At 36.9% G+C, this 22266-nt stretch carries 22 protein-coding genes and 1 tRNA gene; 11 read left to right on the plus strand and 12 right to left on the minus strand.

What is annotated here, in order from left to right; genetic code table 11:
- Positions 1-23 precede the first annotated feature (23 nt).
- A complete protein-coding gene (locus tag KTJ10_RS04065) occupies positions 24-1166 on the minus strand; it encodes a glycerophosphodiester phosphodiesterase (protein ID WP_262441427.1) in 1143 nt (380 codons plus the stop codon).
- 263 nt (positions 1167-1429) lie between these two features.
- Here KTJ10_RS04065 and KTJ10_RS04070 point away from each other — a divergent pair, with 263 nt between their 5' ends.
- Together KTJ10_RS04070 and KTJ10_RS04075 are read left to right on the plus strand one after the other, a co-directional pair.
- Positions 1430-4525: a multidrug efflux RND transporter permease subunit gene (locus KTJ10_RS04070; protein ID WP_262441428.1), complete on the plus strand. Its 3096-nt coding sequence runs from the start codon at positions 1430-1432 to the stop codon at positions 4523-4525.
- A 73-nt stretch (positions 4526-4598) separates the two neighbouring features.
- A complete protein-coding gene (locus tag KTJ10_RS04075) occupies positions 4599-5174 on the plus strand; it encodes a DUF4112 domain-containing protein (RefSeq protein WP_174724718.1) in 576 nt (191 codons plus the stop codon).
- A 47-nt stretch (positions 5175-5221) separates the two neighbouring features.
- Here KTJ10_RS04075 and htpX read toward each other — a convergent pair whose 3' ends face one another.
- Together htpX and KTJ10_RS04085 are read right to left on the minus strand one after the other, a co-directional pair.
- Complete coding sequence (htpX, locus tag KTJ10_RS04080) at positions 5222-6127, minus strand: protease HtpX (RefSeq protein ID WP_002118851.1); 906 nt, start codon at positions 6125-6127, stop codon at positions 5222-5224.
- A 258-nt stretch (positions 6128-6385) separates the two neighbouring features.
- A complete protein-coding gene (locus KTJ10_RS04085) occupies positions 6386-7246 on the minus strand; it encodes a lytic transglycosylase domain-containing protein (RefSeq protein WP_199975726.1) in 861 nt (286 codons plus the stop codon).
- A gap of 505 nt (positions 7247-7751) precedes the next feature.
- Here KTJ10_RS04085 and ttcA point away from each other — a divergent pair.
- Together ttcA and KTJ10_RS04095 are read left to right on the plus strand one after the other, a co-directional pair.
- The gene (gene ttcA / locus KTJ10_RS04090) at positions 7752-8657 is read left to right on the plus strand and encodes a tRNA 2-thiocytidine(32) synthetase TtcA (RefSeq protein ID WP_086264491.1); all 906 of its coding nucleotides are present in this window, start codon (positions 7752-7754) and stop codon (positions 8655-8657) included.
- A gap of 204 nt (positions 8658-8861) precedes the next feature.
- Positions 8862-9245, plus strand: a complete 384-nt coding sequence (locus KTJ10_RS04095; protein ID WP_002118641.1) for an SCP2 sterol-binding domain-containing protein — start codon at positions 8862-8864, stop codon at positions 9243-9245.
- Between the two features lie 90 nt (positions 9246-9335).
- Here KTJ10_RS04095 and KTJ10_RS04100 read toward each other — a convergent pair whose 3' ends face one another.
- Positions 9336-10448, minus strand: a complete 1113-nt coding sequence (locus KTJ10_RS04100) for a transglycosylase SLT domain-containing protein (RefSeq protein ID WP_199975727.1) — start codon at positions 10446-10448, stop codon at positions 9336-9338.
- Between the two features lie 372 nt (positions 10449-10820).
- Between KTJ10_RS04100 and greB the strand changes: the two genes are divergently transcribed.
- On the plus strand, positions 10821-11315 hold the full coding sequence (gene greB / locus KTJ10_RS04105) for a transcription elongation factor GreB (RefSeq protein ID WP_199975728.1): 495 nt from the start codon (positions 10821-10823) through the stop codon (positions 11313-11315).
- A gap of 89 nt (positions 11316-11404) precedes the next feature.
- Positions 11405-11494 (plus strand) — tRNA-Ser (locus KTJ10_RS04110).
- A gap of 104 nt (positions 11495-11598) precedes the next feature.
- Here the strand turns inward: KTJ10_RS04110 and KTJ10_RS04115 are convergent.
- Together KTJ10_RS04115 and KTJ10_RS04120 are read right to left on the minus strand one after the other, a co-directional pair.
- The gene (locus KTJ10_RS04115; protein WP_199975729.1) at positions 11599-12381 is read right to left on the minus strand and encodes an SDR family oxidoreductase; all 783 of its coding nucleotides are present in this window, start codon (positions 12379-12381) and stop codon (positions 11599-11601) included.
- Positions 12381-12704 carry a nuclear transport factor 2 family protein gene (locus tag KTJ10_RS04120; protein WP_199975730.1) on the minus strand — a complete coding sequence of 108 codons (324 nt, stop codon included), beginning with the start codon at positions 12702-12704 and terminating at the stop codon, positions 12381-12383. Before KTJ10_RS04120 ends, KTJ10_RS04115 begins: the two co-directional genes overlap by 1 nt.
- Positions 12705-12811: 107 nt before the next feature.
- Here KTJ10_RS04120 and KTJ10_RS04125 point away from each other — a divergent pair, with 107 nt between their 5' ends.
- The 3 genes from KTJ10_RS04125 to KTJ10_RS04135 all read left to right on the plus strand — a co-directional run bounded on the left by KTJ10_RS04125 (position 12812) and on the right by KTJ10_RS04135 (position 16139).
- Positions 12812-13714, plus strand: a complete 903-nt coding sequence (locus KTJ10_RS04125) for a LysR family transcriptional regulator (RefSeq protein WP_199975731.1) — start codon at positions 12812-12814, stop codon at positions 13712-13714.
- 596 nt (positions 13715-14310) lie between these two features.
- A complete protein-coding gene (locus KTJ10_RS04130; protein ID WP_262441429.1) occupies positions 14311-15183 on the plus strand; it encodes a MetQ/NlpA family ABC transporter substrate-binding protein in 873 nt (290 codons plus the stop codon).
- 242 nt (positions 15184-15425) lie between these two features.
- The gene (locus KTJ10_RS04135; RefSeq protein ID WP_262441430.1) at positions 15426-16139 is read left to right on the plus strand and encodes a DUF4882 domain-containing protein; all 714 of its coding nucleotides are present in this window, start codon (positions 15426-15428) and stop codon (positions 16137-16139) included.
- Between the two features lie 158 nt (positions 16140-16297).
- On the opposite strand, the gene KTJ10_RS17965 is transcribed toward KTJ10_RS04135, so the two are convergent.
- From KTJ10_RS17965 to KTJ10_RS04155, 5 genes are all read right to left on the minus strand, one after another.
- On the minus strand, positions 16298-16600 hold the full coding sequence (locus KTJ10_RS17965) for a hypothetical protein (protein ID WP_032007040.1): 303 nt from the start codon (positions 16598-16600) through the stop codon (positions 16298-16300).
- Positions 16601-16773: 173 nt separating this feature from the next.
- Complete coding sequence (locus tag KTJ10_RS04140) at positions 16774-17166, minus strand: hypothetical protein (protein ID WP_032064105.1); 393 nt, start codon at positions 17164-17166, stop codon at positions 16774-16776.
- A 45-nt stretch (positions 17167-17211) separates the two neighbouring features.
- Positions 17212-17487, minus strand: coding sequence for a hypothetical protein (locus KTJ10_RS04145; protein WP_199975735.1), 276 nt, complete (start codon positions 17485-17487; stop codon positions 17212-17214).
- Between the two features lie 78 nt (positions 17488-17565).
- The gene (locus tag KTJ10_RS04150) at positions 17566-18147 is read right to left on the minus strand and encodes a histidine phosphatase family protein (RefSeq protein ID WP_199975736.1); all 582 of its coding nucleotides are present in this window, start codon (positions 18145-18147) and stop codon (positions 17566-17568) included.
- A gap of 6 nt (positions 18148-18153) precedes the next feature.
- Positions 18154-18975, minus strand: coding sequence for an ROK family protein (locus tag KTJ10_RS04155; RefSeq protein WP_262441431.1), 822 nt, complete (start codon positions 18973-18975; stop codon positions 18154-18156).
- A gap of 770 nt (positions 18976-19745) precedes the next feature.
- Between KTJ10_RS04155 and KTJ10_RS04160 the strand changes: the two genes are divergently transcribed.
- Positions 19746-20300, plus strand: a complete 555-nt coding sequence (locus tag KTJ10_RS04160; protein WP_262441432.1) for a TetR/AcrR family transcriptional regulator — start codon at positions 19746-19748, stop codon at positions 20298-20300.
- Positions 20301-20442: 142 nt separating this feature from the next.
- Here KTJ10_RS04160 and KTJ10_RS04165 read toward each other — a convergent pair whose 3' ends face one another.
- Positions 20443-21060: a TetR/AcrR family transcriptional regulator gene (locus KTJ10_RS04165; RefSeq protein ID WP_032041956.1), complete on the minus strand. Its 618-nt coding sequence runs from the start codon at positions 21058-21060 to the stop codon at positions 20443-20445.
- Between the two features lie 77 nt (positions 21061-21137).
- On the opposite strand from KTJ10_RS04165, the gene adeD reads away from it, so the two are divergent.
- Positions 21138-22262, plus strand: a complete 1125-nt coding sequence (gene adeD / locus KTJ10_RS04170) for a multidrug efflux RND transporter periplasmic adaptor subunit AdeD (RefSeq protein ID WP_199992115.1) — start codon at positions 21138-21140, stop codon at positions 22260-22262.
- Positions 22263-22266 lie beyond the last annotated feature (4 nt).

Here is a 22266-nt window from a genome sequence, read left to right on the forward strand (position 1 = left end):
CTGTTTTTTATTAGTAAGTTTATTTATTTTGCAGCTTTTTCAAAATTAATAACGGCTTCACGGCCAAGTGCTGGGTCATCTGTAAAGACTCCATCAACACCCGCTTTGAAATAGGCTTCAAACTCTTTTAAAGCACCAGATGGGCAGCGCTCCGCTGGTTTATCTTGACTGCACTTTAAAGGAGTTGGTAAATAATTATTTTCTGGGCGGAAAGTATAAGGATGTACTTTTAACCCAGCTGTATGTGCATCAGTGATAAACGAAGTTGTTTGAACTGAACCCTTGTCATTAAAGTTTAGAATATAACCTTTACTTGGTCCTACACCGTTTGCATATTTAGCTACGTCTTTTAAGCCTTCTGCTGTGGCTAAATCAGCATAAGTTTTAGTTTCACCAGATTCAACGAAGTCGGCTGGTTGCGAAGTTTTAGCGTCATATAATTGAATAATTTGTGCATGTTTAAGTGTCTTATGAAGATCAAGCTCCCTTTTTAAATCTTTTAAGTTTTGAACTTCAAACGACTGTAAATAGACAGGTGCAATCTCACGTGTATATTTATACTTGGCTAAGGTTTTAAGAAGGGTATCTTCCATTGCCAGTTTCTGGTTTTTAAAGTAAGTCGGATGTTTGGTTTCAATATATAACCCAATAATTTTTCCTGTTTTTTTATAATTTGCTTCAGCCAGCTCAATCACTTGTTCTAGCGTCGGGACAGGGTAAAGATCGTTATAGGCTGTGTTTGCTGGGCGGAACTCTGGAATACGTTCACGTGCTTTAAGCTGCTGTAATTCACTTAAAGTGAAGTCTTCTGTAAACCAGCCAGTTAAGTCTTTACCATCAATATTTTTTGTTGTTTTACGATCTGCAAACTGGCTTAAAGTGCTTACATTGGTTGTTCCACCAATCTCATTTTCATGGCGAGTAACCAATACGCCATCTTTTGTAGAAACTAGATCAGGTTCAATGAAATCTGCACCATCATCAATCGCTTTCTGATATGAAGCTAATGTATGTTCTGGACGTAAAGCGCTTGCGCCACGGTGTCCTACTACTAAAATTTTAGGAAGTTGATATTCTGGTGTGGTTGGTGAGTTTTCAGTTTTATCATCGTCATTACATCCAGCCAAGCTAATTAAACTTAAGCATAAAAGTGCTTTTTTAAACATAATTCTACTCATATTGTTTTAGTCGAAACGCAATTAGTCTGATGCTTGAAATTGACGTGATCATGAAGAATTCATGAATTTTCAGTGACACTTGTTAAAACCTTGTTTATGGGTTTGTAGGAAATGCGAGTTCTTGCTTTGTTTTTGTTCTAATTGCATTTATTGTGTTAATTCTACTTGTCTTTTTTATATTGCTCGTCGATGATCAAGAGGGCAAATTTGGTATTGCCATCTGTTAATTGACGACCTAATTCTGAGCAGCCATGCTATCTAAATTTTTTATTCAGCGTCCCATTTTTGCCAGTGTACTAGCAATTATTGTTATGGCATTTGGTATTTTCTCGGTGCTGAATTTACCCGTAGAGCGCTATCCTGATATTGCCCCTCCTAAAATTACAGTATCGGCAAGTTATAGTGGTGCGGATGCACAAACGGTTGAGCAAAGTGTTACTCAGATTTTAGAACAACAAATACAAGGTATTGATAATTTACTTTATTTCAGCTCTACCAGTGATTCATCAGGACGTAGCCGAATTACTATTAGTTTTGATAATGGTACAAATCCAGATACAGCACAGGTCCAAGTACAAAATAGTATTAGTGGCGTCATAAGACGTTTACCCGATGAAGTACAACGCCAAGGGGTGACCGTGAGTAAGTCACTTGGCGATACTTTTATGGTGGTAGGCTTATATGACTCAACTGGTAAATCGGGCAATATTGAGCTATCGGACTATTTAACGACACATGTGGTAGATGACCTGAACCGTATTGAAGGGGTGGGTGAGTCTGATGTTTTCGGTTCGCAATATGCGATGCGAATCTGGCTAAATCCAGAGAAATTAAAACAATATAATTTAATGCCAAGTGATGTTGCGAATGCAATCACTGCTCAAAATACACAAGTTGCCGCAGGTGCAATCGGTGATTTACCTGTCATTGATGGACAATATTTAAATACTAAAGTCACCGCAGGGTCTCGATTAAAAACAGTCGAAGATTTTAAAAATATTGTAGTGAAAGCAAATCAAACAGCGAGCTATGTCTACTTAAAAGATATTGCTAGAGTCGAGTTAGGTGCAGAAAATTATCAGTCTTTTAATACTATTAATGGTTATCCGGCTGCTGGTTTAGGTATTTCGCTGTCTTCGGGGGCGAATGCGATTCAGACCTCAAAACTCATCCATCAAACTCTAGATCAGCTTACAACTAAGCTACCTGCTGGTTATAAAATTGTTTATCCACGAGATAATACGCCGTTTGTTCAAGAGTCTATTAAGGAAGTTGTAAAGACGCTTATTGAAGCCATTATTTTAGTTATTTTGGTGATGTTCCTGTTCTTGCAAAGCTGGCGCGCTACACTCATTCCAAGTATTACCGTTCCTGTGGTTATTTTGGGAACTTTTGCTGTTTTATATGTGCTCGGTTTTAGTATTAACACCTTGACGCTGTTTGCATTGGTGCTCGCCATTGGTTTGCTAGTAGATGATGCGATTGTGGTGGTTGAGAATGTTGAACGGCTCATGCATGAACAGCATTTAACGCCGAAAGAAGCAGCCATTGAGTCGATGGGAGAAATTAGTGGTGCCTTAGTCGGAATTACATTGGTTTTAACTGCTGTTTTTATTCCAATGTCGTTTTTAGGTGGCTCAATTGGCGTGATTTACCGTCAGTTTTCTATTACTTTAGTCGCCGCTATGGCGTTATCACTCGTCGTGGCATTAGTGTTAACACCTGCTTTATGTGCCTTAATTTTAAAGCCTAATCCAGAGCCTATGCGCTGGGCAGTTTGGTTTAACAAAAAAATTGATCAACTGAAAAATCAATATATCAAGATCGTCCAAACAAGCATCCGTTACAGTAAATCGGTTATCGTGATTTTTGTGGCTTTGATTGCTGTTTTTGCATTGTTCTATAGCGGTTTAAAAAGTGGATTTATTCCTAAAGAAGATCAAGGCATTTTAAGTGTTCAAATTAAACTTGTTGATAGTGCGCCAATCTCGCAAAGTCAGAAAATTGGAGAACAAGTCCGCCAATATTTCTTAACTCAAGAAGATAAGAATGTAGATCTGGTTTTAATCCGCTATGGCCGAAATTATTCTGGTACAGGGCAGAACTTGGCGCAAGGATTTATTGCCTTAAAACCTTGGGATGTACGTACAGGTAAGGAAAATTCGGCTGACGCTATACAAAAGCGTGCGATGAAATATTTTAGTCAATTTAGGAATGCACAAATTAATGTGACATTACCCGCTTCAGTCAATGGCTTGGGTCAAACCGATGGTCTGGATTTATGGATTCAAGATTTGAATGGGCAAGGGCAAGATTTTCTAGATAACACCTTCCGCCAGTTACAAACACAGAGCAAAAACTATTCAAGTTTTGAAAACTTTGATAAGCAATCTACTAATAGTAAAGCAAACCTCAATATCAAAATTGATCAGAAACAAGCATTAGCAAATGGATTAGAGCTACCCGCGATTAACAATACTTTGTCGAGTGCATGGGGGGGAACGTATGTAAATGACTTTATTGATCGTGGTCGTATCAAGCGTGTCATGATCCAAGGTGATGCCCAGTTCAGATCAAAACCAGAAGATTTATATAATTGGTCTGTACGTAATAACCAAAATGAAATGGTGCCTTTTAGTTCATTTGCTAACTTTAGCTGGGGCGGTGCTCCTGAAATTGTAAAACGCTATATGGGTTATAGTGCCTTACAGTTACAAGCCGATGTTGCAAGCGGAAGCAGTTCAGGTCAGGCAATGAAAGATGTTGAACAACTTGTAAATCAGCAAAAGGATGTTGGCTTGGCGTGGACAGGTCTATCTTTTGAAGAGCAGAAGTCGACAAATCAGGCCGTCTGGTTATATTTAATCTCGGCAGGCTTTATCTTCTTATGTTTAGCCGCACTCTATGAAAGCTTAAGCATTCCCGCTGCGGTAATGACTTCTATTCCGCTTGGTGTGGGAGGAAGTGTCATTTTCTCTTATATTTTTGGTCTACCAAATGATGTGTATTTCCAGATTGCACTGTTAACCACAATTGGATTGTCTTGTAAAAATGCAATTTTAATTGTTGAGTTTGCTGCCTTGGCGCAAGAAAAAGGTAAGAGTGCAATTGAAGCAGCTTTAGAAGGCGCGAGCTTACGTTTAAGACCGATTTTAATGACTTCTTTGGCTTTTGGTGCAGGTGTGATTCCTCTTGTGTTTGCACAAGGCGCTGGAGCTGTAAGCCGTCAAGAAATCGGTATTAGTATTTTAGGTGGCGTAATGTTCGGTACAGTACTGGTTCTGTTCTTTATTCCAGTCATGTACGTGTTATTGCGTTCATTGTTTAGATCGAAAGCTACTAGTTAAAAGTAAACAATTTAAAAACAGGTATTAAATCAAGTATATTAAGATTAACTTTCTCTTTATATATTTGATTTAAATGCCTCAAGAAAAAAAATTAACAGAGCAACAGGTCATCGCACTAGAACGAGATCTGGCCAAGTTTGCAACCATGATGGATAGTGCAGTTCGCATACCTTTTACAAAGCAGGGCATTGGTGCCGATGCTGCGCTGAGTACGATTCCAATTGCAGGTGATGTCGCTGGTTTCGCATTGACCTGTTATGCCATCTATAAAGCCAAACAAATTGGTGTGCCTCAACATAAGCTAACGCCAGTCATCAAACTCGCTGTTGTAGATGCTGTAGTAGGCTTTGTTCCAGTTGCAGGGACTATTTTCGATATTTTTATAAGACCAAGTCGAAAAGCACTAGATGTAGTTCACACGCATATACGCGAAGAATATGCGATTCAGAGCGATATCCATGTTGTTCATCCCTATTTGCATGAAAAGCTTGAGAAGAAGCAACAGCATTCAGCTTTCTGGCGCAATCATGTTGTCAGTTGGTTATGGTTGCATATTCCTGATTTAGTAGGCGCATTAGTACTGCTTTTAATTGGTTTAGCTGTTTGGTGGGGAGCAAGCTATCTTTGGAATCTCTATCAAACCATGTAATAAAAATAAAGCCTCCATTTGGAGGCTTTATTTTTACATTAAACGTTTTATGGGCAATCTAATTGATGTAAAGCTGCCACACGTTGTTCAATTGTTGGGTGGGTTTGGAACAAAGCAGCTAAGCTGAAACCTTGTTCTTTACCTTCTGCAATTGCGAAGGCTTTCATTTCTTTTGGCATTTGATCTGGCATTTCTGTCTCAGCTTGGAGACGTAATAATGCAGAAATCATTGCTTGTTTACCTGCTAAACGTGCACCTGCTTCATCAGCACGGTATTCACGATAACGAGAGAACCACATCACAATGGCAGAAGCGAGAATACCAAAGACGATATCCAATACCATGGTAATAATGAAGTAACCCATACCAGGGGCTTCATCGTCTTGGCGACCAAAGACATTACGGTCGATAAAGTCACCAACTACACGAGCAAAGAACATAACAAAGGCGTTCACAACACCTTGGATGAGCGCTAGGGTAACCATGTCACCATTCGCAACGTGACCAATCTCGTGCGCAAGCACAGCACGTAGCTCATCTTTGTTCATACGTTCAAGTAGACCAGATGAAACGGCAACTAAGGCATCATTTTTGTTCCAGCCTGTTGCAAAGGCATTGGATTGATATGATGGAAAAATACCAACTTCTGGCATGTTGATACCAGCACGTTGAGAAAGTTCAGCGACTGTTTGCAATAACCAGCTTTCAGCTTGGTTACGAGGAGCATTCGGGTCGATCAGTTCTGTACCGGTCGTTTTCTTAGCCATCCATTTTGACATGAATAACGAGATTAAAGATCCCACCATACCAAACACAAAACAGATCACTAAAAGGTTGCCTAGATTCAAGCCACCCGCGCCATGGTAACTACCGACACCGAAGAGTGACAAAATAATGCCAGCTACAACCAGTACCGCGAGGTTGGTAAGCAAAAACAAACCAATCCGCATCATTGAGAAAATCCTCTTATAAATAAAATGTTATCTGATTTATAAACTCTAAATCATGCAGCTAATATGCGGGGCTTGGGCAAAAAATTCAAGAAAAAAATAAGGAATTGATACATTCTTTCACGTAGCAGAATGTGCCTAAAATTAAAGAATTATTGGCTAAAATCGTCAAAATGGTAAAGATCAGGTAATAGATCATTACAATTTAAAACATAGAGAATCGTTGGAATAGAACTGTGAGTAACAGTTCTTCTTCATTATTTATTCAATTCGTATATGGGCAATTGCAGTGGCATTGTTTGTAACATAAGTGCCTGTCGGTGCATCTGTATAGGTGCCGTCAGGTAAAGTCACAATTTGACGAGAAGATGAATATTTAGGTGCTGGTGCTGAGATTTGTGCTGTTGTATTTTCTGCAAAATTAGAAGAATGGGAAACAGTTTGTGCTGAAGCATTCGTAAAAGATGAAAAGCCTGTTCCAGATGCATATAAGTTTTGATATCGGCTTGTCACACGGCGTACATAATCTTGTGTTTCACGGAAAGGGGGAATACCACCATATTTATCAACGTTACCTTCACCTGCATTGTAAGCCGCAAGTGCCATTTGTGTGTTTCCATTAAAACGCTTGAGCAACCAGCTTAAATATTTAGCACCAGCAAAAATATTTTGTTGCGGGTCATACGCGTTAGAGACATTAAAACGACGGGCAGTCGCAGGCATTAGCTGCATTAAGCCTTGAGCACCTACTGGCGAACGAGCTCTTACGTTAAATCCTGACTCGGTGTGCATAACGGCTTTAATTAGACCTTCCGAAACACCATGTTGTTGTGCAGCTTGTTTAATGATGTGGTCAAAAGCATTTTTATTCTTATTATAGCTTGGCAGAACAGAAGCTTCTGATGCTCCCCAGTTTGTATAACTGTGAATATTGCTATCCGGATAATAGGTTACTTTTACTTTTTTTAGAGATTGGTCATAGCTTTTTCGGTTGGTGAGCAATGTACTACCGTTTTTATCTTGGTAAATATACATTTGACCTGCTGAACTCGAAGTTATGCCGACCGTAAAAGTGGTCATCCCCAGCAAACAAGAAATAAGAAATTGAACCGAATTTTTCATTTTATGTTATTCACAATTTTAAGGTATTTAAAACTTGCCAAAGAGTTTATCAAAAAATATTACTTAAAGAAGTTTTGTGTAATTTTTTTTATTTCGACTCTTTCAAAAAATCAAGCTGATTTGTTCGAATGCTCATCAAAAAAAATTAAAAATTTTTTTTAAAATGATTCTATTGACATGATTAACTTATTGATAATTAATGGGAAAAAACATTGGTTAAAAAATGATCAATTTAAATAGAACCCTTAACAGAAGGTCAAAACAGTTTGTCAAGTACGAAGAAATCCACAATTTTATCCACAGGTTTTGTGGAAAACTGTGGAAAAGTCCAAAAAGTAAGCATTTTGCACAAAATTTGAACGCTATAGTCAAAATTAGAGCGTGTCTTTTGCATCATGCACGAGCAATGTGACGACTTCAAGAATTGAAACTATTCTTTTGATGCGATTCTCTTCTGAATCATATAAAATTGCGCGGTATTTTTATTTATGGGTATATCTCGTCTATGTACGCGCCAGTTGAGTCCAATCAGGGATTTAATTTTAAGCCTGAACTTCCAACAAGCTCGGCCTATTACCGTTTGCTCAAGAAGCTTCGCCGTCAAGTTGGGCATGCTATTCGTGACTTCAATATGATTGAAGATGGCGATAAGGTCATGGTGTGTGTGTCTGGTGGTAAAGACAGTTATACCTTGCTTGATATCTTGTTGCAGTTTAAGCGTATTGCGCCGATCAATTTTGATGTGGTTGCGGTTAACCTTGACCAAAAACAACCTGGCTTCCCTGAAGATGTTTTGCCTCGTTATATGGAAGAGAACAACATTCCATATTACATTTTAGAAAAAGACACCTATACCATTACTAAACGTCTAACACCGGAAGGTAAAACTTACTGTGCAGTGTGTTCACGTTTACGCCGTGGTTCTTTATATGGCTTTGCACAAGAGATTGGTGCGACTAAAGTTGCTTTAGGTCACCACCGTGATGACATCATTGCAACATTCTTCTTGAATTTGTTCCATGGCGGTAGCTTAAAGGCGATGCCTCCAAAGCTTTTATCGTCAGATAAAAAGAACATTTTGATTCGTCCTTTGGCATATGTTGAAGAAAAAGACATTATCAAATATGCCGAGATACGTCAGTTCCCAATCATTCCATGTAACCTTTGTGGTTCGCAGGAAAACCTACAGCGTGCCATGCTTAACGAAATGCTACGTGAATGGGATAAACAATATCCAAAACGCTTACACAGCATTTTCGGGGCGTTACAAAACGTATCTCCGTCTCAGTTAGCGGACCGTGAATTGTTTGATTTTGAAGCTCTAGATTCTCAGCGCGAGCTAGATATTAAAGATCCGGAAGAGCTGAAGAACCGTTTAGATGTCGTGAACTTAAGCTTTGCTGCTGAATAAAAGCTAGTGTAGACAATGTTAAAGGCACTTTATAAACAAGTGCCTTTAATGTATCAAAATACTAAAAAATGAATGTTCCGTACAAAAAGTCATAGCCCAAAATTTAAATTACATGCTATAACAACGCACAAGCAGAATTGCTTCACATGATGTTGTCTGGATAGACAACCAGAGAAATTGAACAAATAAATTTGAGGAAGAATCATGCCTGCATTTTTAACTGAAGATTGGTTTGCGACTGTCGAAAAATTAACTGCTGAAGCAGGTGATCTTAATTTGCCACCCGCTCTTGCGAATTTGGCAATTAATTTAGTAGTTACAGATGCTTCTGGAAATACCGAATTAGCGTTAGATGGGGGTAAAATCCAAAAAGGTTTGTCTTCAAATGCCAAAACAACTTTAAATATGGATGCTGAAACTTTACGTAAAGTATTCTTAGAGTTTGATATGGCTGCTGCTATGCAGGCATTCATGACTGGTAAAATTAAAGTTCAGGGCGATATGTCTCAATTAATGGCTTTACAAACAGCTAAGCCAAGCCAAGAACAAAAAGATTTGTTTAAGAAAGTATTAGAGCATACTGCTTAATCCTAAAAGAATTAATATAAAAAGCTTACCCGAAGAGGTAAGCTTTTTATTGATACAAACCATGAATTTATCAACTTTTGAAAATAAAAATTAGATATTGATTCGTGTTTGCGCCGTTTTGATATGTTCAAGATAAGCACGGATACGAGTGACATATTGAACTGCTTGCTTATATCGACCATTTCGCGCTTTATTGCTTTGCAAATAGTCATAGAGATTAACCCATTTGTTCGGATCTTTCCCTTGAGATTGCAAGCGCTTCTGAATCTGACTTACCGCACCCGGTCCCATGTTATAGGCCACAAGCGCATACCAGTTCCGATCAGGGAACGGAATATTATCAAATTCAGTTAGCATCAAATCGTAATACTTCGCGCCGCCCTGAATACTCTGAGCAGGATCGCTACGATTGCTTACACCCATTGCCCGAGCAGTGCTATTAGTTAACATCATTAAGCCGCGAACACCTGTGGGAGAAACAGATTCTGGCTTTAAATATGACTCTTGATAACCAATTGCGGCAAGTAAATGCCAATCTAGATCATACTTCGCGGCACTTTGCTTAAAGCTTGCTTTGTAGATCGGTAAACGTGTACTTAAGTCACGTTGAATGGTTGACCATGCTTCTGGTTTCACCACATTGCGGTTATAAAAAGAGGCAAGCTGTTGTGTCACACCATTTTGCTTACTTTGGCATACAAAGCCACTGGCGGTCTGGGTGAGTGGGTCATCAGCCTGTTTAAATACCCAACTTAACTCAGGATTTAAGCCATTTTTTTGCAAATTCGCTGTGTCACCACAAGTTGCAGAAAAAGACATCAAACCTTTGTTTTCGATTGTGCTTAAACCAGCTGTAGTCATCGCAAAGTTTGCTTTACCTTGCTGAACCCATTTAAGTGCAGTGGCATTGTCTGCCACGATTTTAAAGTCCAGCTTTACATTTAGGTTTTGCGCATAATTACGTGCTAAGTCGTAACCAAAACCATGTAGAAACTGATCTTCTTTGAAAACGGTTGTCGGGCTTTCTACCGCAACAACAGTTAAAGTGTTTGTATTAACTACAGTATTGTACTGTAGGGTTTTCCCTGCATTAAGACTATGAAATGGAAAAAGCATAGTACTGAGTGCAAGTGCTTTTAACGGGAGAGAAGAAAATAAAGAGTTAAGGCAAAGCCTCGACCCAGAACTTGAATTACTGTGCATGTTGTCTCCGCTACAGATAATTTATGCCCTAAAAGTCAGACAAAAAGCTGCCATAACTTCTAAAAGTTGATAAATTCAATAAGGGGTGGGCAGTCATGACGTCATTCAAAATGACATGAAATGAAAAAAACAAACTGTGTAGAAAATCTACATAGTTTTCGAATGGGTTAAAAAATGCTCAACATTTAAACTGCGCGCATCATAATATTGAAAAAAAGTAATGTCAAATTTTGTACAATTAAAACTTCGATATATCATCATAAACACATGAATTTCTTAAGGAAGAAAATTTATACACTTCTGATGTGAGAAAATAGGGTATAAAATGCTACATCTTGTAAGCGATATGTTGTTGAACAGTGGTTTTTTATCATGAAATCTAACTTAATCACTCGGTCAGGGCATGACAAATTAGTTGCTGAATTAAAACAACTTTGGCATGAAGAACGACCGGAAATTACCAAAAAAGTAAACTGGGCTGCAAGCTTAGGGGACCGCAGTGAAAATGCGGATTATCAATACAACAAGCAGCTCCTCAGAAAAATTGATCGACGCGTACGCTATTTAGGAAAACGCTTAGAAGAATTAAAAATCGTTGATTATTCACCTGAGCAAGACGGTAAGGTTTACTTTGGCGCTTGGGTTGAGATTGAAAATGAAGAAGGGGAGCAAAAAACTTTACGTATTGTGGGAATCGATGAAATTTATGATCATCATCCTCAACATATCTCGATTGAGTCACCTATGGCTCGTGCATTGCTCGGTAAAGAAGTTGATGATGAGATTGAAGTACACACGCCATCTGGAAAAAAGCTGTGGTATATCAATACAATTCGCTATGAAAAGACGGAAAGCTCAGAAATTTAAATGGATTTGTGTTTATTTTGAGCGGTTGAATTAAAAATTAAATAAAAGATTTGCCAACTTCAATTTTTATTTATATTATAGCGCTCGTTGGAAGCGTGGCAGAGCGGTTTAATGCACCGGTCTTGAAAACCGACGAGGGTGTGAGTCCTCCGTGAGTTCGAATCTCACCGCTTCCGCCAGATTCTTAAAAAGCCCTTGTTAATGACAAGGGCTTTTTTTTACCTGTAATTCTAAACTGCTCAAGTGAAGAAAAAATATAATATGGCGTGATTCAACATTACTATTAAATTGTAGGAATCGTTCCACCATCAATCACATATTCAGTACCTGTAATTGCAGACGCACGGGTTGACGCCAAAAATGCGATAAGATTTGCTATTTCATCTGGTTTAGCTGGTCGTCCAATAGGAATTCCTCCGATTGAATTCATGACTATCTGTTTACCACCTTCATAATCTGTGCCAGCTTGTAAAGCCAGCCGCTCTGCCAGAGCAATAGACGCCTCTGTTTCAATCCATCCTGGTGAGACCTGAACAACTCGAATACCTTTGGGGGATATTTCTTTTGACAGGCTTTTACTATAAGTCGCTAGTGCTGCTTTTGTAGCAGCATAAGCTGTCGTGGCTTCAGGTAGAGGAAGTGAGCGTTGTATAGACGTAATGTGGATTACCACACCTTGGCCTTGTTGAATCATATCGGGAATTAATTGACGATCAATACGTATTGCAGGCATCAGATTTAGGTGAAGTTCTTTGTACCACTCTTCATCGGTCAATGCTGTGAATCCACCTGCTGGTGCAGATGAGCCACCAAGCATGTGTACAATGATATCTACACCACCTAATAACTCTTGTACTGCTTGGACAACAGCCTCACAACCTTCTCGAGTTGTGAGATCAGTAGAAACAAAATGTACATTATTCGGTAAATAATCTGGTTGAGTTCTAGCAGTGGTTAGTACTGTCGCGCCAAGTTCATTGAATAATTTAACGGTGGCAGCACCAGTACCTTTTGTACCCGCCGTGATTAAGGCACGTTTTCCTTTTAAAGTAATAAAATCTTCCATTAATAAATCCTCAATTTAACAACTTTGTCATTTTCAAGTGTGAACTGAAAATTAAGTTTCACAGGACTATTTGGAAAGTTGCCACTCCCTTGTGTTAAAACCGTGCTGATATGATCCGTATTAGAAACATCAATAATTTCAAGTGAGTACTGGTATTTTTCTTTAATTGCCAGCAACCATGTACGAATTTCCACAATTCCTCTGTATAGACTGCCATCGTCTTCAACAATGGCAGAGTCAGAAAAAATATGGTTCAAAGCATCTACGTCGTTCGCTTGATCAGCATCAAAGTATGCACTAACCACTTCTGGTATATCTTTCATGAGTCGCTCTTTTTGAATGATCTAAATTGGTGTTTTAAATTTTATGATTTGACGATTGTTCTAACAATCCGTACAAAATGGGATGTTTAGTTGAATAAATCAGGATAATGGAACGAGCAAATTTAAATGATTTAAAAGCAGTAATAGCAATCGCTAAGAGAGGAACCTTTCGTGGCGCTGCGATTGAACTAGGGATGTCGACAACGGCTTTAAGTCATGCAATTGGTAAATTAGAGGAAAATTTGGGTGTACGTCTGTTTAATCGGACAACACGTAGTGTTTCCTTGACAGAGGCAGGCAGGCTTTTTGTAGAACAGGTCGGGCCTGCTCTTCAGGATATTCATAGCGCGTTGGATATTGTACGTTCGCAGAGAGAATCGCCGTCAGGTACATTAAGAATCAATGCGGCTGCATTTGCAGCGAGAGAAATTATTTCTCCTGTAATTATCGAATTTCTTCGACGTTACCCAGAAATGAATATTGATTTGGTCACTGAGGGCAAACTTGTTGACATTATTGCTGATGGTTTTGATTTAGGTATTCGTGTCGCTCATCTTGTTCCAAGTGATATGATTGCTGTGTCCCTTGGTAAACTTCAAAAATATGTGGTTGTTGGTTCACCTGAATATTTTGAGTGTTATGGGAAGCCACAAATACCAACAGATCTTTTTAGACATAAATGTATTCGAGTACGTCTACCTGATGGTGCACTATTCCGCTGGAAATTTGAAAAAAATAGAGAAATTATTCAAATTGATGTGCAAGGACCGATAACCCTTGATGAAGCAAGCTTATCAAGAGCTGCAGTATTAGAGAGCATTGGCCTAGGATACTTTATGGAACAGGATGTTCGCGCTGAAATTGAGTCAGGTCAACTTGTTTCCGTGTTAGAGGATTGGATGCCTTGTATGTCTGGACTTTGTTTATATTATTCAGGAAGACGTAATCAATCTGCAGGTTTGAAAGCCTTCCTTGCCCTAGTTCGTGAAGTAGCCCTGAATAATGAGTAATTTGTTGTATATGAATTTTGAGTATTAGAATTATAAAAAGCTAGATTGTGCAGGATGAAGTTGGATGATTTTTAATTTAATTTTTTGAAATATATGATTTTATTTTTAAGCCGTATCAGAGAAGAGTTATATAAAAAACTGCTTCCGCCAGATTCTTAAAAAGCCCTTGTTCATGACAAGGGCTTTTTTTATGCCTAGTCTCTACATTACTGTAAGATTTAGCTTAAATACTGCTAACAAATCCTAAAAATTTCATATAAATCAAGCGAGTATATATTTTAATCAAAATTGTTGTATTTATATAATATATTTTTTGTTTTCAGTATTTTACTTGTAACGCTTCTAGATATCAGAATCGAACAAGTTATTTGTAGATTATCCATTTATTGATATATGATGAGCCCATATTTAGAGACTGTTTCAAAACGTGATTCTATTGTTCAGCGAGCAAGATCAAGGAAGAAATAAGGCTGAATTCAGGTTTCTAAACCCTTATATATCTGGAAATTATTTCCAGCCAAATATTGCATTTTGACCCAATGGTTGGGAATGTTTCTCTTTTGTAGAGTAAGCATTTTCTATTTTAGGATGTATTTATGAAAAAATTATTTAGTGTCCTGTTCGGCGCATCTGTTCTCACACTGTCTGCATGTAGTAAACAACCTGCGCAAACTGAAAATACAGCTGAGAACAAAACTGAGTCAGTTCGAACAATTAAACTGGTTTCAACAGGTTCGGATACTGACGTGTGGAAATATGTTGCGACGCTTCCTGAAACTAAAGAAGCTGGTATTAAACTCGAAGTGACCAATTTGACTGACTATGTTGTGCTTAATACATCAGTCGCAAATGGTGAACAGGATGTAAATGCGTTCCAGTCCTTTAACTATTTGGCAGCTTATAATGCTTCAAATAAGGCAAAAGTTGCTGCTGTTGCGACAACTTACCTAGAGCCAATGGGTATTTATGCAAATAAAGTTAAATCTGTTGAAGAGTTCCCACAAGGTGCGACTATCGCGATTCCAAACGATACTGCTAATGAAGCACGTGCATTAACTTTATTGCAATCTGCAAATCTGATTAAACTTAAGCCGAACTTTGATCCTGTAAAAGGGACTACTAATGATATTGCTGAGAACCCTAAAAATTTGCAATTAAAACCAATTCAAATGACTACAGCAGTCCGTGTTAAAGACGATGTAGATGCAATTGTATTGGGTAATACATTGGCACTTGAGGGTGGCTTAAATGTAATGAAAGATTCTATCTTCCGTGAACCTATTGACCAGTCTACAAAGCTTTATGTGAATTTATTGGGTGTTGCTGAAGCGAAGAAGAATGATCCGATCTATACAAAACTTGGTGAACTTTATCACTTACCTAAAGTTCAAAAGTTTGTGAGCGAAAAATTTGCAGGTACGAAAGTTGAAGTGAACAAACCTGTTTCTGAATTTGCAGACATCAAATAAGTAATTTTTTTTAATTTAAAATTATTTTTAAAAGCTAAGCCTCGGTGATGGGGCTTGGCTTTTTTATTATTTATTTTTAAAGGAAACCCAAAGTTATCGGAACTAGATTTATATTAATTTTAGAAGACTAGCTATCAAATAATTCTTAGCATACTTAACCTATTATCTCTTTATCTGAAAAAATTCTAAACCTTAAATTTTTACCATAAAATCAAAAATCACAATAAAATTAAGGTGAAATAATGAAAAAAAATATATTGATTCTTAGCTTATTAATTATCAGTGTACAGAGTTGGGCCGAATGTAAAATTGGTGATTTAGAGATTGATCCAAGTGCTTCACAAACACTAGAAGGGACACCAAATCCAAGCAACTATATAACAATAACTGGACAGAAAGTGTTAACTAAGGCTTTGGCTAATATAAACATAGGAACACTGATAAAAACTAAATCTGATACCAATATTGCTCAGTCTAATGTTGTTGCTTTTGAATATATTTTCAAGAAACCAATAAATCTAAACTCAAGTGAACTAGCTTCAGGATTTATCACGGGAACAAGTAATTATGATGGTATTGTTTTTGCCGCGCCAAGTTTTGGAAGTGCGTATGGTTCACAGCAAAATTTGTTCATGAGTTCTATTTCTGGAAACATAACCCCAAATCAGACACAAAATGAAATTTTAGCAAATGAAACAGTGAGAGTTGGGATTTATTACAATCAAATCAGCAAGAAAATTGGTTATATTGTAAATGGCGTAGATAGGGGATACACATGGAGTTATACAACTCCGTTAAGCAAAATGAAGTTTGCTATTGCAATTGAAGAGGGATTTTATGCTTCCAACTCTAGTGCCCTTGGTAAAGAAATATCATATGAAATAGTATCTGATCATTCAAAACTACAATTTACTTATCCAACAGGTACCACAGATATTTGTGGAACACCTCTTTAAAATAGATCCTATATCCAAATGCTGCCTTCCTATCTAATGAGGCAGTATTTATTAGTCTATTGAGTATCTATTTTTAAATCTGGAATCAAATAAAATAATTTATACATTATTATTTGCTGCTAATTTGGTTTTTACTAAAAAATGTGTGTCAGAAAATATTAAGTATTCTTTTGGAAAACAAAAATGATAAAAATTATAAAATAGGTCGAGAAGTATCCTTTTATAAAAACATGTCTTAAGCTTTCTTCAAAATAAATAGGGTAACCTTTTCCTATGAGAATAGAGAAAAAGATTGAAAAAATCATAAACAAAAAAGTATAGAAGACTTTTGAAAACATTATATAATTTTCAGAAAATTCTTTTTTATTAAAAAATACATTTGTTATTTTTTCTGTAAGAAAAATTGAGACTATGGAAGTGAATACTCCCAATGTAATACTAAATAAAATTGTATTTAACATTTAAGAATCCCAATTTTAAAGAATAATCTGATTTTATCACTTTCTAAAAAAACATGAAGTATGGAAACTTTATTTAATTTTTTAGAGTAACTTTAATTCTGTCAGTATAAATATTAATCTTTTTTGTGTAAAGTAGTCTGCAATAGCTTGTCTCTCCTAATTTTATATTTTTTCTAATATTGAAAAGTTATACCTTTAAAATCATTTTTTAATTTGTTTATAAAATTAATACAAGCATTTATTATCTCTGGATACATTACATAAATATTATTTTTATCTTTATTAAACCAAACTGAGTTGATTCTCCATAAATTATCTTTTTCTTTTGCAAAAGTGAGAATATTTTTTTCCTCAAACTCCATAGAGGAATAAGAAAAATTTTGCTTCTCATCTCTATCAAGCCATTGTTTTAAGTAAATGGCAAATTCTAATAATAGTAGATCTTCTTCCTTGAAGATAATTTTATTTTTAACTTTAATTATCAAAGTACCTTCAATTTCTGATGAAACAATAGGATCTATGATAGAGCTTTGTGGACCATGCGTGATTACGTAGGAAATTTCCATATTGCCTTTCTTTAATTTTATATAGTAGATATCTTAATAAATACTTTATTCTAAAGTTATTTTGTTTAATTCAGTTTTGAGCCAATTAAAAAAATTAATAAAATCTGTTTTAGATTGAAAGTAAATATTTGCTTCATCTGTAAAGATCTTCCAATCTAATAAATCATCATTTATTAGCTTTGAAATTTCATCAATGCATATAGGAATTTCATCAGGATTTTTTTGAAAATAATTTAAAATATCTTGGTTGCTTTCAAAAATATCTAAATATCCCAGAAAAAATCCTATTAAATATGCATATCTATCAAAATATGAAGACATATATTTCCTTTTTATTAGACTTAGAAAAAATGAAAATTTCCTAAAATACATAATACAGCTTATGTTAAATTTACCAGTTTAATAAGTAAAAAACTCAGTATTTCTAATCGGCTGATTAACCAAGTTGTATCTAAACTGCTGCATCAATTCTTTTGAAAGTGGCTGAGGCTGCTGTAATTGCATCATCAAAAGCTGTAAAAACTGTCCGTGGCTAAACACAGCCAAATTCTTTTGGACATAATTTTCAGTTAGTGCTTTTAGTTTTTCATGAAAAGCTTGAACCCGAATATATAGATCTTCAAAAGACTCTGCATCATCGGCATCTCTATGCTGATAATCCATTTTCTCCCAGTACGTATTTACCCAAGCTTTACGGTCATCCATATTGGTATTGGCACACTTACGCTCAGACAAATAGCTAAACTCATGCACATGTTCATCTATTTCAAGAGTGAGATTATATTTTTCCAAAAGTGGGGTAGCTGTTTGATGTGTACGCAAATATCGAGACACAATTACATGATCAATTTTAGGTAGTTGTGAACAGAGTGCTTGAGCTTGTTTATGCCCATGTTCACTTAAAGTAATCAAAGCATGCGAAAGGGTTTTTCCATTAATATTGGCTTCACTCTCAGTATGTCGGATCAGAAAAATACTCATATTATTTTATTGTTCAATTGCACGTATAGCACCTAAAGCAGCTACTTTTCTTCCCGCTTTTACTTTTGATATGTCGCAATCTTGCCAAAGCTCAGGAAGGCAGTTTTCTTTAGCAGACTTTAAAGCCGCGTCTAAATAACCGGGTAATTCTATTGTTCCTCCTCCTACTACTAATTGCGATGGGTTTAAAAGATTAATAACAGTTGCTATTCCAAGACCTAAAGCTGTGCCTGCCTCTTTTATAACAGTTAAAGTTGGTTGATCTCCATTGTTAGCCATTAATGCTAGATTAGATGGGCTGAGTGCACATTGTTTGGTAATTGCTGAGCCACTTGCAACTTCATCTAGACGCTTAATTCCTTCATTACTTTTTACTGGTAAGTAACCTAGCTCACCAGCCCAACTACTAGCTCCCATTAAGGGTTTTCCATTTATTATGAATGCAGCCCCAATACCTGTACCAATCATAATAATGCCGCTTGAGAGATGAGACGAGGAATCATTTAGTTCCGCATGCATGGCAGCTTTTACATCATTTAAGATAATTGTTTTACTACATAATAATTTTAATGCTTCATTTCCTTGCCAACCTATAAATGCAGGGAGGACATCACAATTAACAATGTGCCCATATTCGTTAACTAGACCCGGCACTGCTAGGCTTATGCTTTCGGGTTTAATTCCATGTTTTAAAATAAAAGATTGTAGGTGTGATATTAATTCTTCTGGGGTGAATGAAACTCCTGTACTAAATATCTCCTCAATTTCATCACATAATATTAATAATTTAGTACCTCCAAGGTCTACACCAATTTTCTGTCTGTTCATCCGATGCCTTATGTAAAAATCATTTTTTTAAATTCTATCGCGTCTACAGAATAGTGTTTTTATAATTATCAGTGTTTGTGTAATAACTTTTAAATTTAATTCAAATGAAGATCTATCATTTTCCTTACCCTGAATATTCGTGTAAACATAACAAATAGTTGTTTACTAATTTTTCTGTTTTTATGCCTTTATAAACCCCACTTAAACAATAATCATCTCATTATTTATCCTTACTTTTTAATGATCTAAATTAAAAAAAATGTCATTTTGTGTGCTTGACTGTAAAAGGACAGGGCACTATTCTTTGCCTGCTGGCCACATTGCCAGCCGGTTTTAGCAGACCGTGCTCAAGAACATTGAAAAAATTCATTTTTTTGATGTAGACCCGTTCGTCTCCCTTTTTGTAGCGGTAGGACGGAAGGGGGACACCTTCGGGTGTGCTGGGTCTTGAGCCAGTCTGCTAACCCCCTTTCGTTCTGCCACCATAATTCTATAAATGTCTGGCAGAACTCCCAATAAAAAGGAGTTGGCTTTGCACATTCTTAATTTCTTGGCAGCCTTTGCCAAAGTCTATATCGACACGACTTAAATTTATAAGCAACTTGATAGCGATTAGCGCTTTCAGGCTTTAATTCGTCGCGACCAAAAACTTAATCAACAATAAAACTTGAGATGTGCAAAACACAGTCTTAACGGCTTTGCTATGCCTTTTTTTCTCCCAAAAAAGTATCTCGTTTACATACAACAAGAATTTTTATAACGGTAAAACTATGCCAAATTTAGTGATCTCCCCACGTGCCATCCAAGTTGTAAATAAATCAATTGATCTGTTTCACCATCACGGATTTCATACGGTTGGAATCGACAGAATCGTGAAAGAGTCTCAAATTCCAAAAGCGACTTTTTATCATTATTTTCACTCTAAAGAGCGATTTATTGAAATCTGCATGATCGTGCAAAAAGAACGTTTAAAAGAAAAAGTAGTTTCAATGGTTGAGTACACCAGTCAAACAAGTGTGGTGGATAAACTTAAGAAACTTTATGTCTTACACACCGATTTGGAGGGGCTTTACTATCTATTATTTAAAGCAATTTTTGAAACCAAACTGACCTATCCAAAAGCCTATATAACTGCAATAAGATATAGAACATGGTTGCTTAATGAAATCTATGGTCAGTTAATAAAACTAAAAAAAGATGTTTCCTTTCAGGACGCCAAATTATTTTTATATATGATTGAAGGAACCATTATTCAGCTTTTAAGCTCGGGTCAAGTAGGGGATAAAGAGATGATATTAGAATGTTTTTTGAAGCAGTTTAAATAGGATGAATGAAGCATGAAAATATCCATCCTAAATCTGCTTAAATGAGTTTGCTGGATGTTTCTTCAAGCCATTAATAATTGATACGACGTTTAAATGCATAATTTTAAAAGCCCTTTTTGTCATAAGGGCTTTTGTTGTGGGGCTATTCTTTATATTGCCATGCTTTTAAAAAGGTACGACACACTTCTTCATTTAACTGTTTTAGTTCTTCTGGAGTTGGAATATTTCCACTAATCAACGTAGCGGGATAGGTATAACCCATTACGGCACCGAGGAAAGCCTTTGTTGCTTCCTCTGGCTGATCAATTTTAACAATACCAGCATTGTGTGCAGTTACAAGAATATCGGTTAAAGATCTTTTAATATTCCCTTGAGTACGTTGCTGAATTTTAGGAAGAATTTCTTTCATTTCAACTAAGGCAATAATCAGCAATCTTTGCAGGCGAATGACGTCAATATGATAAAAATGATTTTGTACAGACTGTCCAATTTCTAGCAATAATTGATCTAGACGCTTATTTTTCAATTCATGCTGCTCAATGAAAGGTGCTTCCATTTCTGCTTTTAAATGATCAAAGACTTCAATGAGTAACGCTGTCTTGGTCGGGAAGTGGTTATATAAAGTTTGTCGATTTGTACCAGCTTTCGTGGCAACAGCCTCTAAGCGGACTTCTAATCCATGCTCAAGAAATAGTTCGCGTGCTGCAGCAATGATAGTAGGGCGAATTCGAGAGGGGCGACCTGGAGATTTTTTTAACATATCGGTTTTCTTGCACATCTTATTTATTTACTTTACAGTAAAGTAAATAAATTGTCTATAAGTCTGGGGTCCCAGATATGCTTGATCTAAGTTTTAATTACCGTAAGTTTATATATTTATTGCCTTTATTTGTTTTTTTAAATGGATGTGATTCTGATCAGCCTGCCCCTAAAAATATTCAGCAGGTGGGTACGATCACTATAAAACCAGAGACGATTGAATCTACCTATCAATTGGCTGGAAGAACGGTGGCGTCTGAAATTTCTCAGGTCCGTCCACAAGTCAATGGAGTAGTAATAGAGCAATTATTTAAGGAAGGCACGCAAGTAAGCAAAGGGCAGCCACTCTATAAAATTGATTCATCACTCTATCGGGATAGCGTGGATGAAGCCGCTGGTAATCTTGCATTAGCAAAAGCCACTGTAAATTCGACTCGCCTTCAAGCCGAGCGTTATAAAGAATTAATTAAAGTAAATGGGGTGAGTCAACAAGAGCTTGATAATGCTCAAAGTGCATATGAGCAAGCGAAAGCGACTGTTGCCGTAAATGAAGCTGTACTGAAAACAGCACGAACCAATTTACGTTACACACAAGTTAGTGCGCCAATTTCAGGACGAATAGGGCGTTCATCCATTACACGTGGGGCTTTAGTCACCTCTGCTCAAACAGATCCTTTAGCAACGATTCAAAAACTGGACCCCATGTATGTCGATTTGACTCAGTCGAGTGATGAATACATGGCACTGCGTAAACAACTTACTGAAAATGGAATAAAACCGACTGAACTTTCAGTACGTTTGAAGCTTGAGAATGGCACTGCCTATGCAGAACAGGGGACTTTTAAGTTTAGTGATGTTGCTGTAGATGAGGCGACAGGAAGTGTCACCTTACGTGCAGCATTTCCCAATCCCAATAATGCGTTATTGCCCGGCCTGTATGTGCGGGCAGAACTTGGAACGGGAACACGTCCTAACAGCGTCTTAATTCCTCAAGGTGCGCTGTTCCGAGACGCAGAAGGAAATCCACTTGTTTGGATTGTTGGAAAAGAGAATAAAGCCGAGCAACGAAAAATTACTCTAGGCGATGCAATTGATAATCGTTGGTTAGTGACCTCTGGCTTGAAAGCAGGAGATCAAGTCATTGTTGAGGGTCTGCAAGGCTTAAGTGCCGGCATGACGATTGAACCTACCCCAATGAGTTGAGGAT

This window comes from Acinetobacter sp. WU_MDCI_Abxc222 (assembly GCF_025514755.1).
GTDB lineage: Bacteria > Pseudomonadota > Gammaproteobacteria > Pseudomonadales > Moraxellaceae > Acinetobacter > Acinetobacter geminorum.

What these genes read in the sequence shown, in the direction of transcription:
- KTJ10_RS04120 (WP_199975730.1), bottom strand. Translation starts at nt 12,704, where the DNA reads ATGAAAGATATACCAGAAGTGGTTAGTGCATACTTTGATGCTGATCAA.
- KTJ10_RS04125 (WP_199975731.1), top strand. Translation starts at nt 12,812, where the DNA reads ATGGAACGAGCAAATTTAAATGATTTAAAAGCAGTAATAGCAATCGCT.
- adeD (WP_199992115.1), top strand. Translation starts at nt 21,138, where the DNA reads ATGCTTGATCTAAGTTTTAATTACCGTAAGTTTATATATTTATTGCCT.
- greB (WP_199975728.1), top strand. Translation starts at nt 10,821, where the DNA reads ATGAAATCTAACTTAATCACTCGGTCAGGGCATGACAAATTAGTTGCT.
- KTJ10_RS04150 (WP_199975736.1), bottom strand. Translation starts at nt 18,147, where the DNA reads ATGAGTATTTTTCTGATCCGACATACTGAGAGTGAAGCCAATATTAAT.
- KTJ10_RS04075 (WP_174724718.1), top strand. Translation starts at nt 4,599, where the DNA reads ATGCCTCAAGAAAAAAAATTAACAGAGCAACAGGTCATCGCACTAGAA.
- KTJ10_RS04165 (WP_032041956.1), bottom strand. Translation starts at nt 21,060, where the DNA reads ATGTTAAAAAAATCTCCAGGTCGCCCCTCTCGAATTCGCCCTACTATC.
- KTJ10_RS04115 (WP_199975729.1), bottom strand. Translation starts at nt 12,381, where the DNA reads ATGGAAGATTTTATTACTTTAAAAGGAAAACGTGCCTTAATCACGGCG.
- KTJ10_RS04155 (WP_262441431.1), bottom strand. Translation starts at nt 18,975, where the DNA reads ATGAACAGACAGAAAATTGGTGTAGACCTTGGAGGTACTAAATTATTA.
- KTJ10_RS04145 (WP_199975735.1), bottom strand. Translation starts at nt 17,487, where the DNA reads ATGTCTTCATATTTTGATAGATATGCATATTTAATAGGATTTTTTCTG.
- KTJ10_RS04160 (WP_262441432.1), top strand. Translation starts at nt 19,746, where the DNA reads ATGCCAAATTTAGTGATCTCCCCACGTGCCATCCAAGTTGTAAATAAA.
- KTJ10_RS04065 (WP_262441427.1), bottom strand. Translation starts at nt 1,166, where the DNA reads ATGTTTAAAAAAGCACTTTTATGCTTAAGTTTAATTAGCTTGGCTGGA.
- KTJ10_RS04140 (WP_032064105.1), bottom strand. Translation starts at nt 17,166, where the DNA reads ATGGAAATTTCCTACGTAATCACGCATGGTCCACAAAGCTCTATCATA.
- KTJ10_RS04095 (WP_002118641.1), top strand. Translation starts at nt 8,862, where the DNA reads ATGCCTGCATTTTTAACTGAAGATTGGTTTGCGACTGTCGAAAAATTA.
- KTJ10_RS17965 (WP_032007040.1), bottom strand. Translation starts at nt 16,600, where the DNA reads ATGTTAAATACAATTTTATTTAGTATTACATTGGGAGTATTCACTTCC.
- htpX (WP_002118851.1), bottom strand. Translation starts at nt 6,127, where the DNA reads ATGATGCGGATTGGTTTGTTTTTGCTTACCAACCTCGCGGTACTGGTT.
- KTJ10_RS04100 (WP_199975727.1), bottom strand. Translation starts at nt 10,448, where the DNA reads ATGCACAGTAATTCAAGTTCTGGGTCGAGGCTTTGCCTTAACTCTTTA.
- ttcA (WP_086264491.1), top strand. Translation starts at nt 7,752, where the DNA reads ATGTACGCGCCAGTTGAGTCCAATCAGGGATTTAATTTTAAGCCTGAA.
- KTJ10_RS04135 (WP_262441430.1), top strand. Translation starts at nt 15,426, where the DNA reads ATGAAAAAAAATATATTGATTCTTAGCTTATTAATTATCAGTGTACAG.
- KTJ10_RS04085 (WP_199975726.1), bottom strand. Translation starts at nt 7,246, where the DNA reads ATGAAAAATTCGGTTCAATTTCTTATTTCTTGTTTGCTGGGGATGACC.
- KTJ10_RS04130 (WP_262441429.1), top strand. Translation starts at nt 14,311, where the DNA reads ATGAAAAAATTATTTAGTGTCCTGTTCGGCGCATCTGTTCTCACACTG.
- KTJ10_RS04070 (WP_262441428.1), top strand. Translation starts at nt 1,430, where the DNA reads ATGCTATCTAAATTTTTTATTCAGCGTCCCATTTTTGCCAGTGTACTA.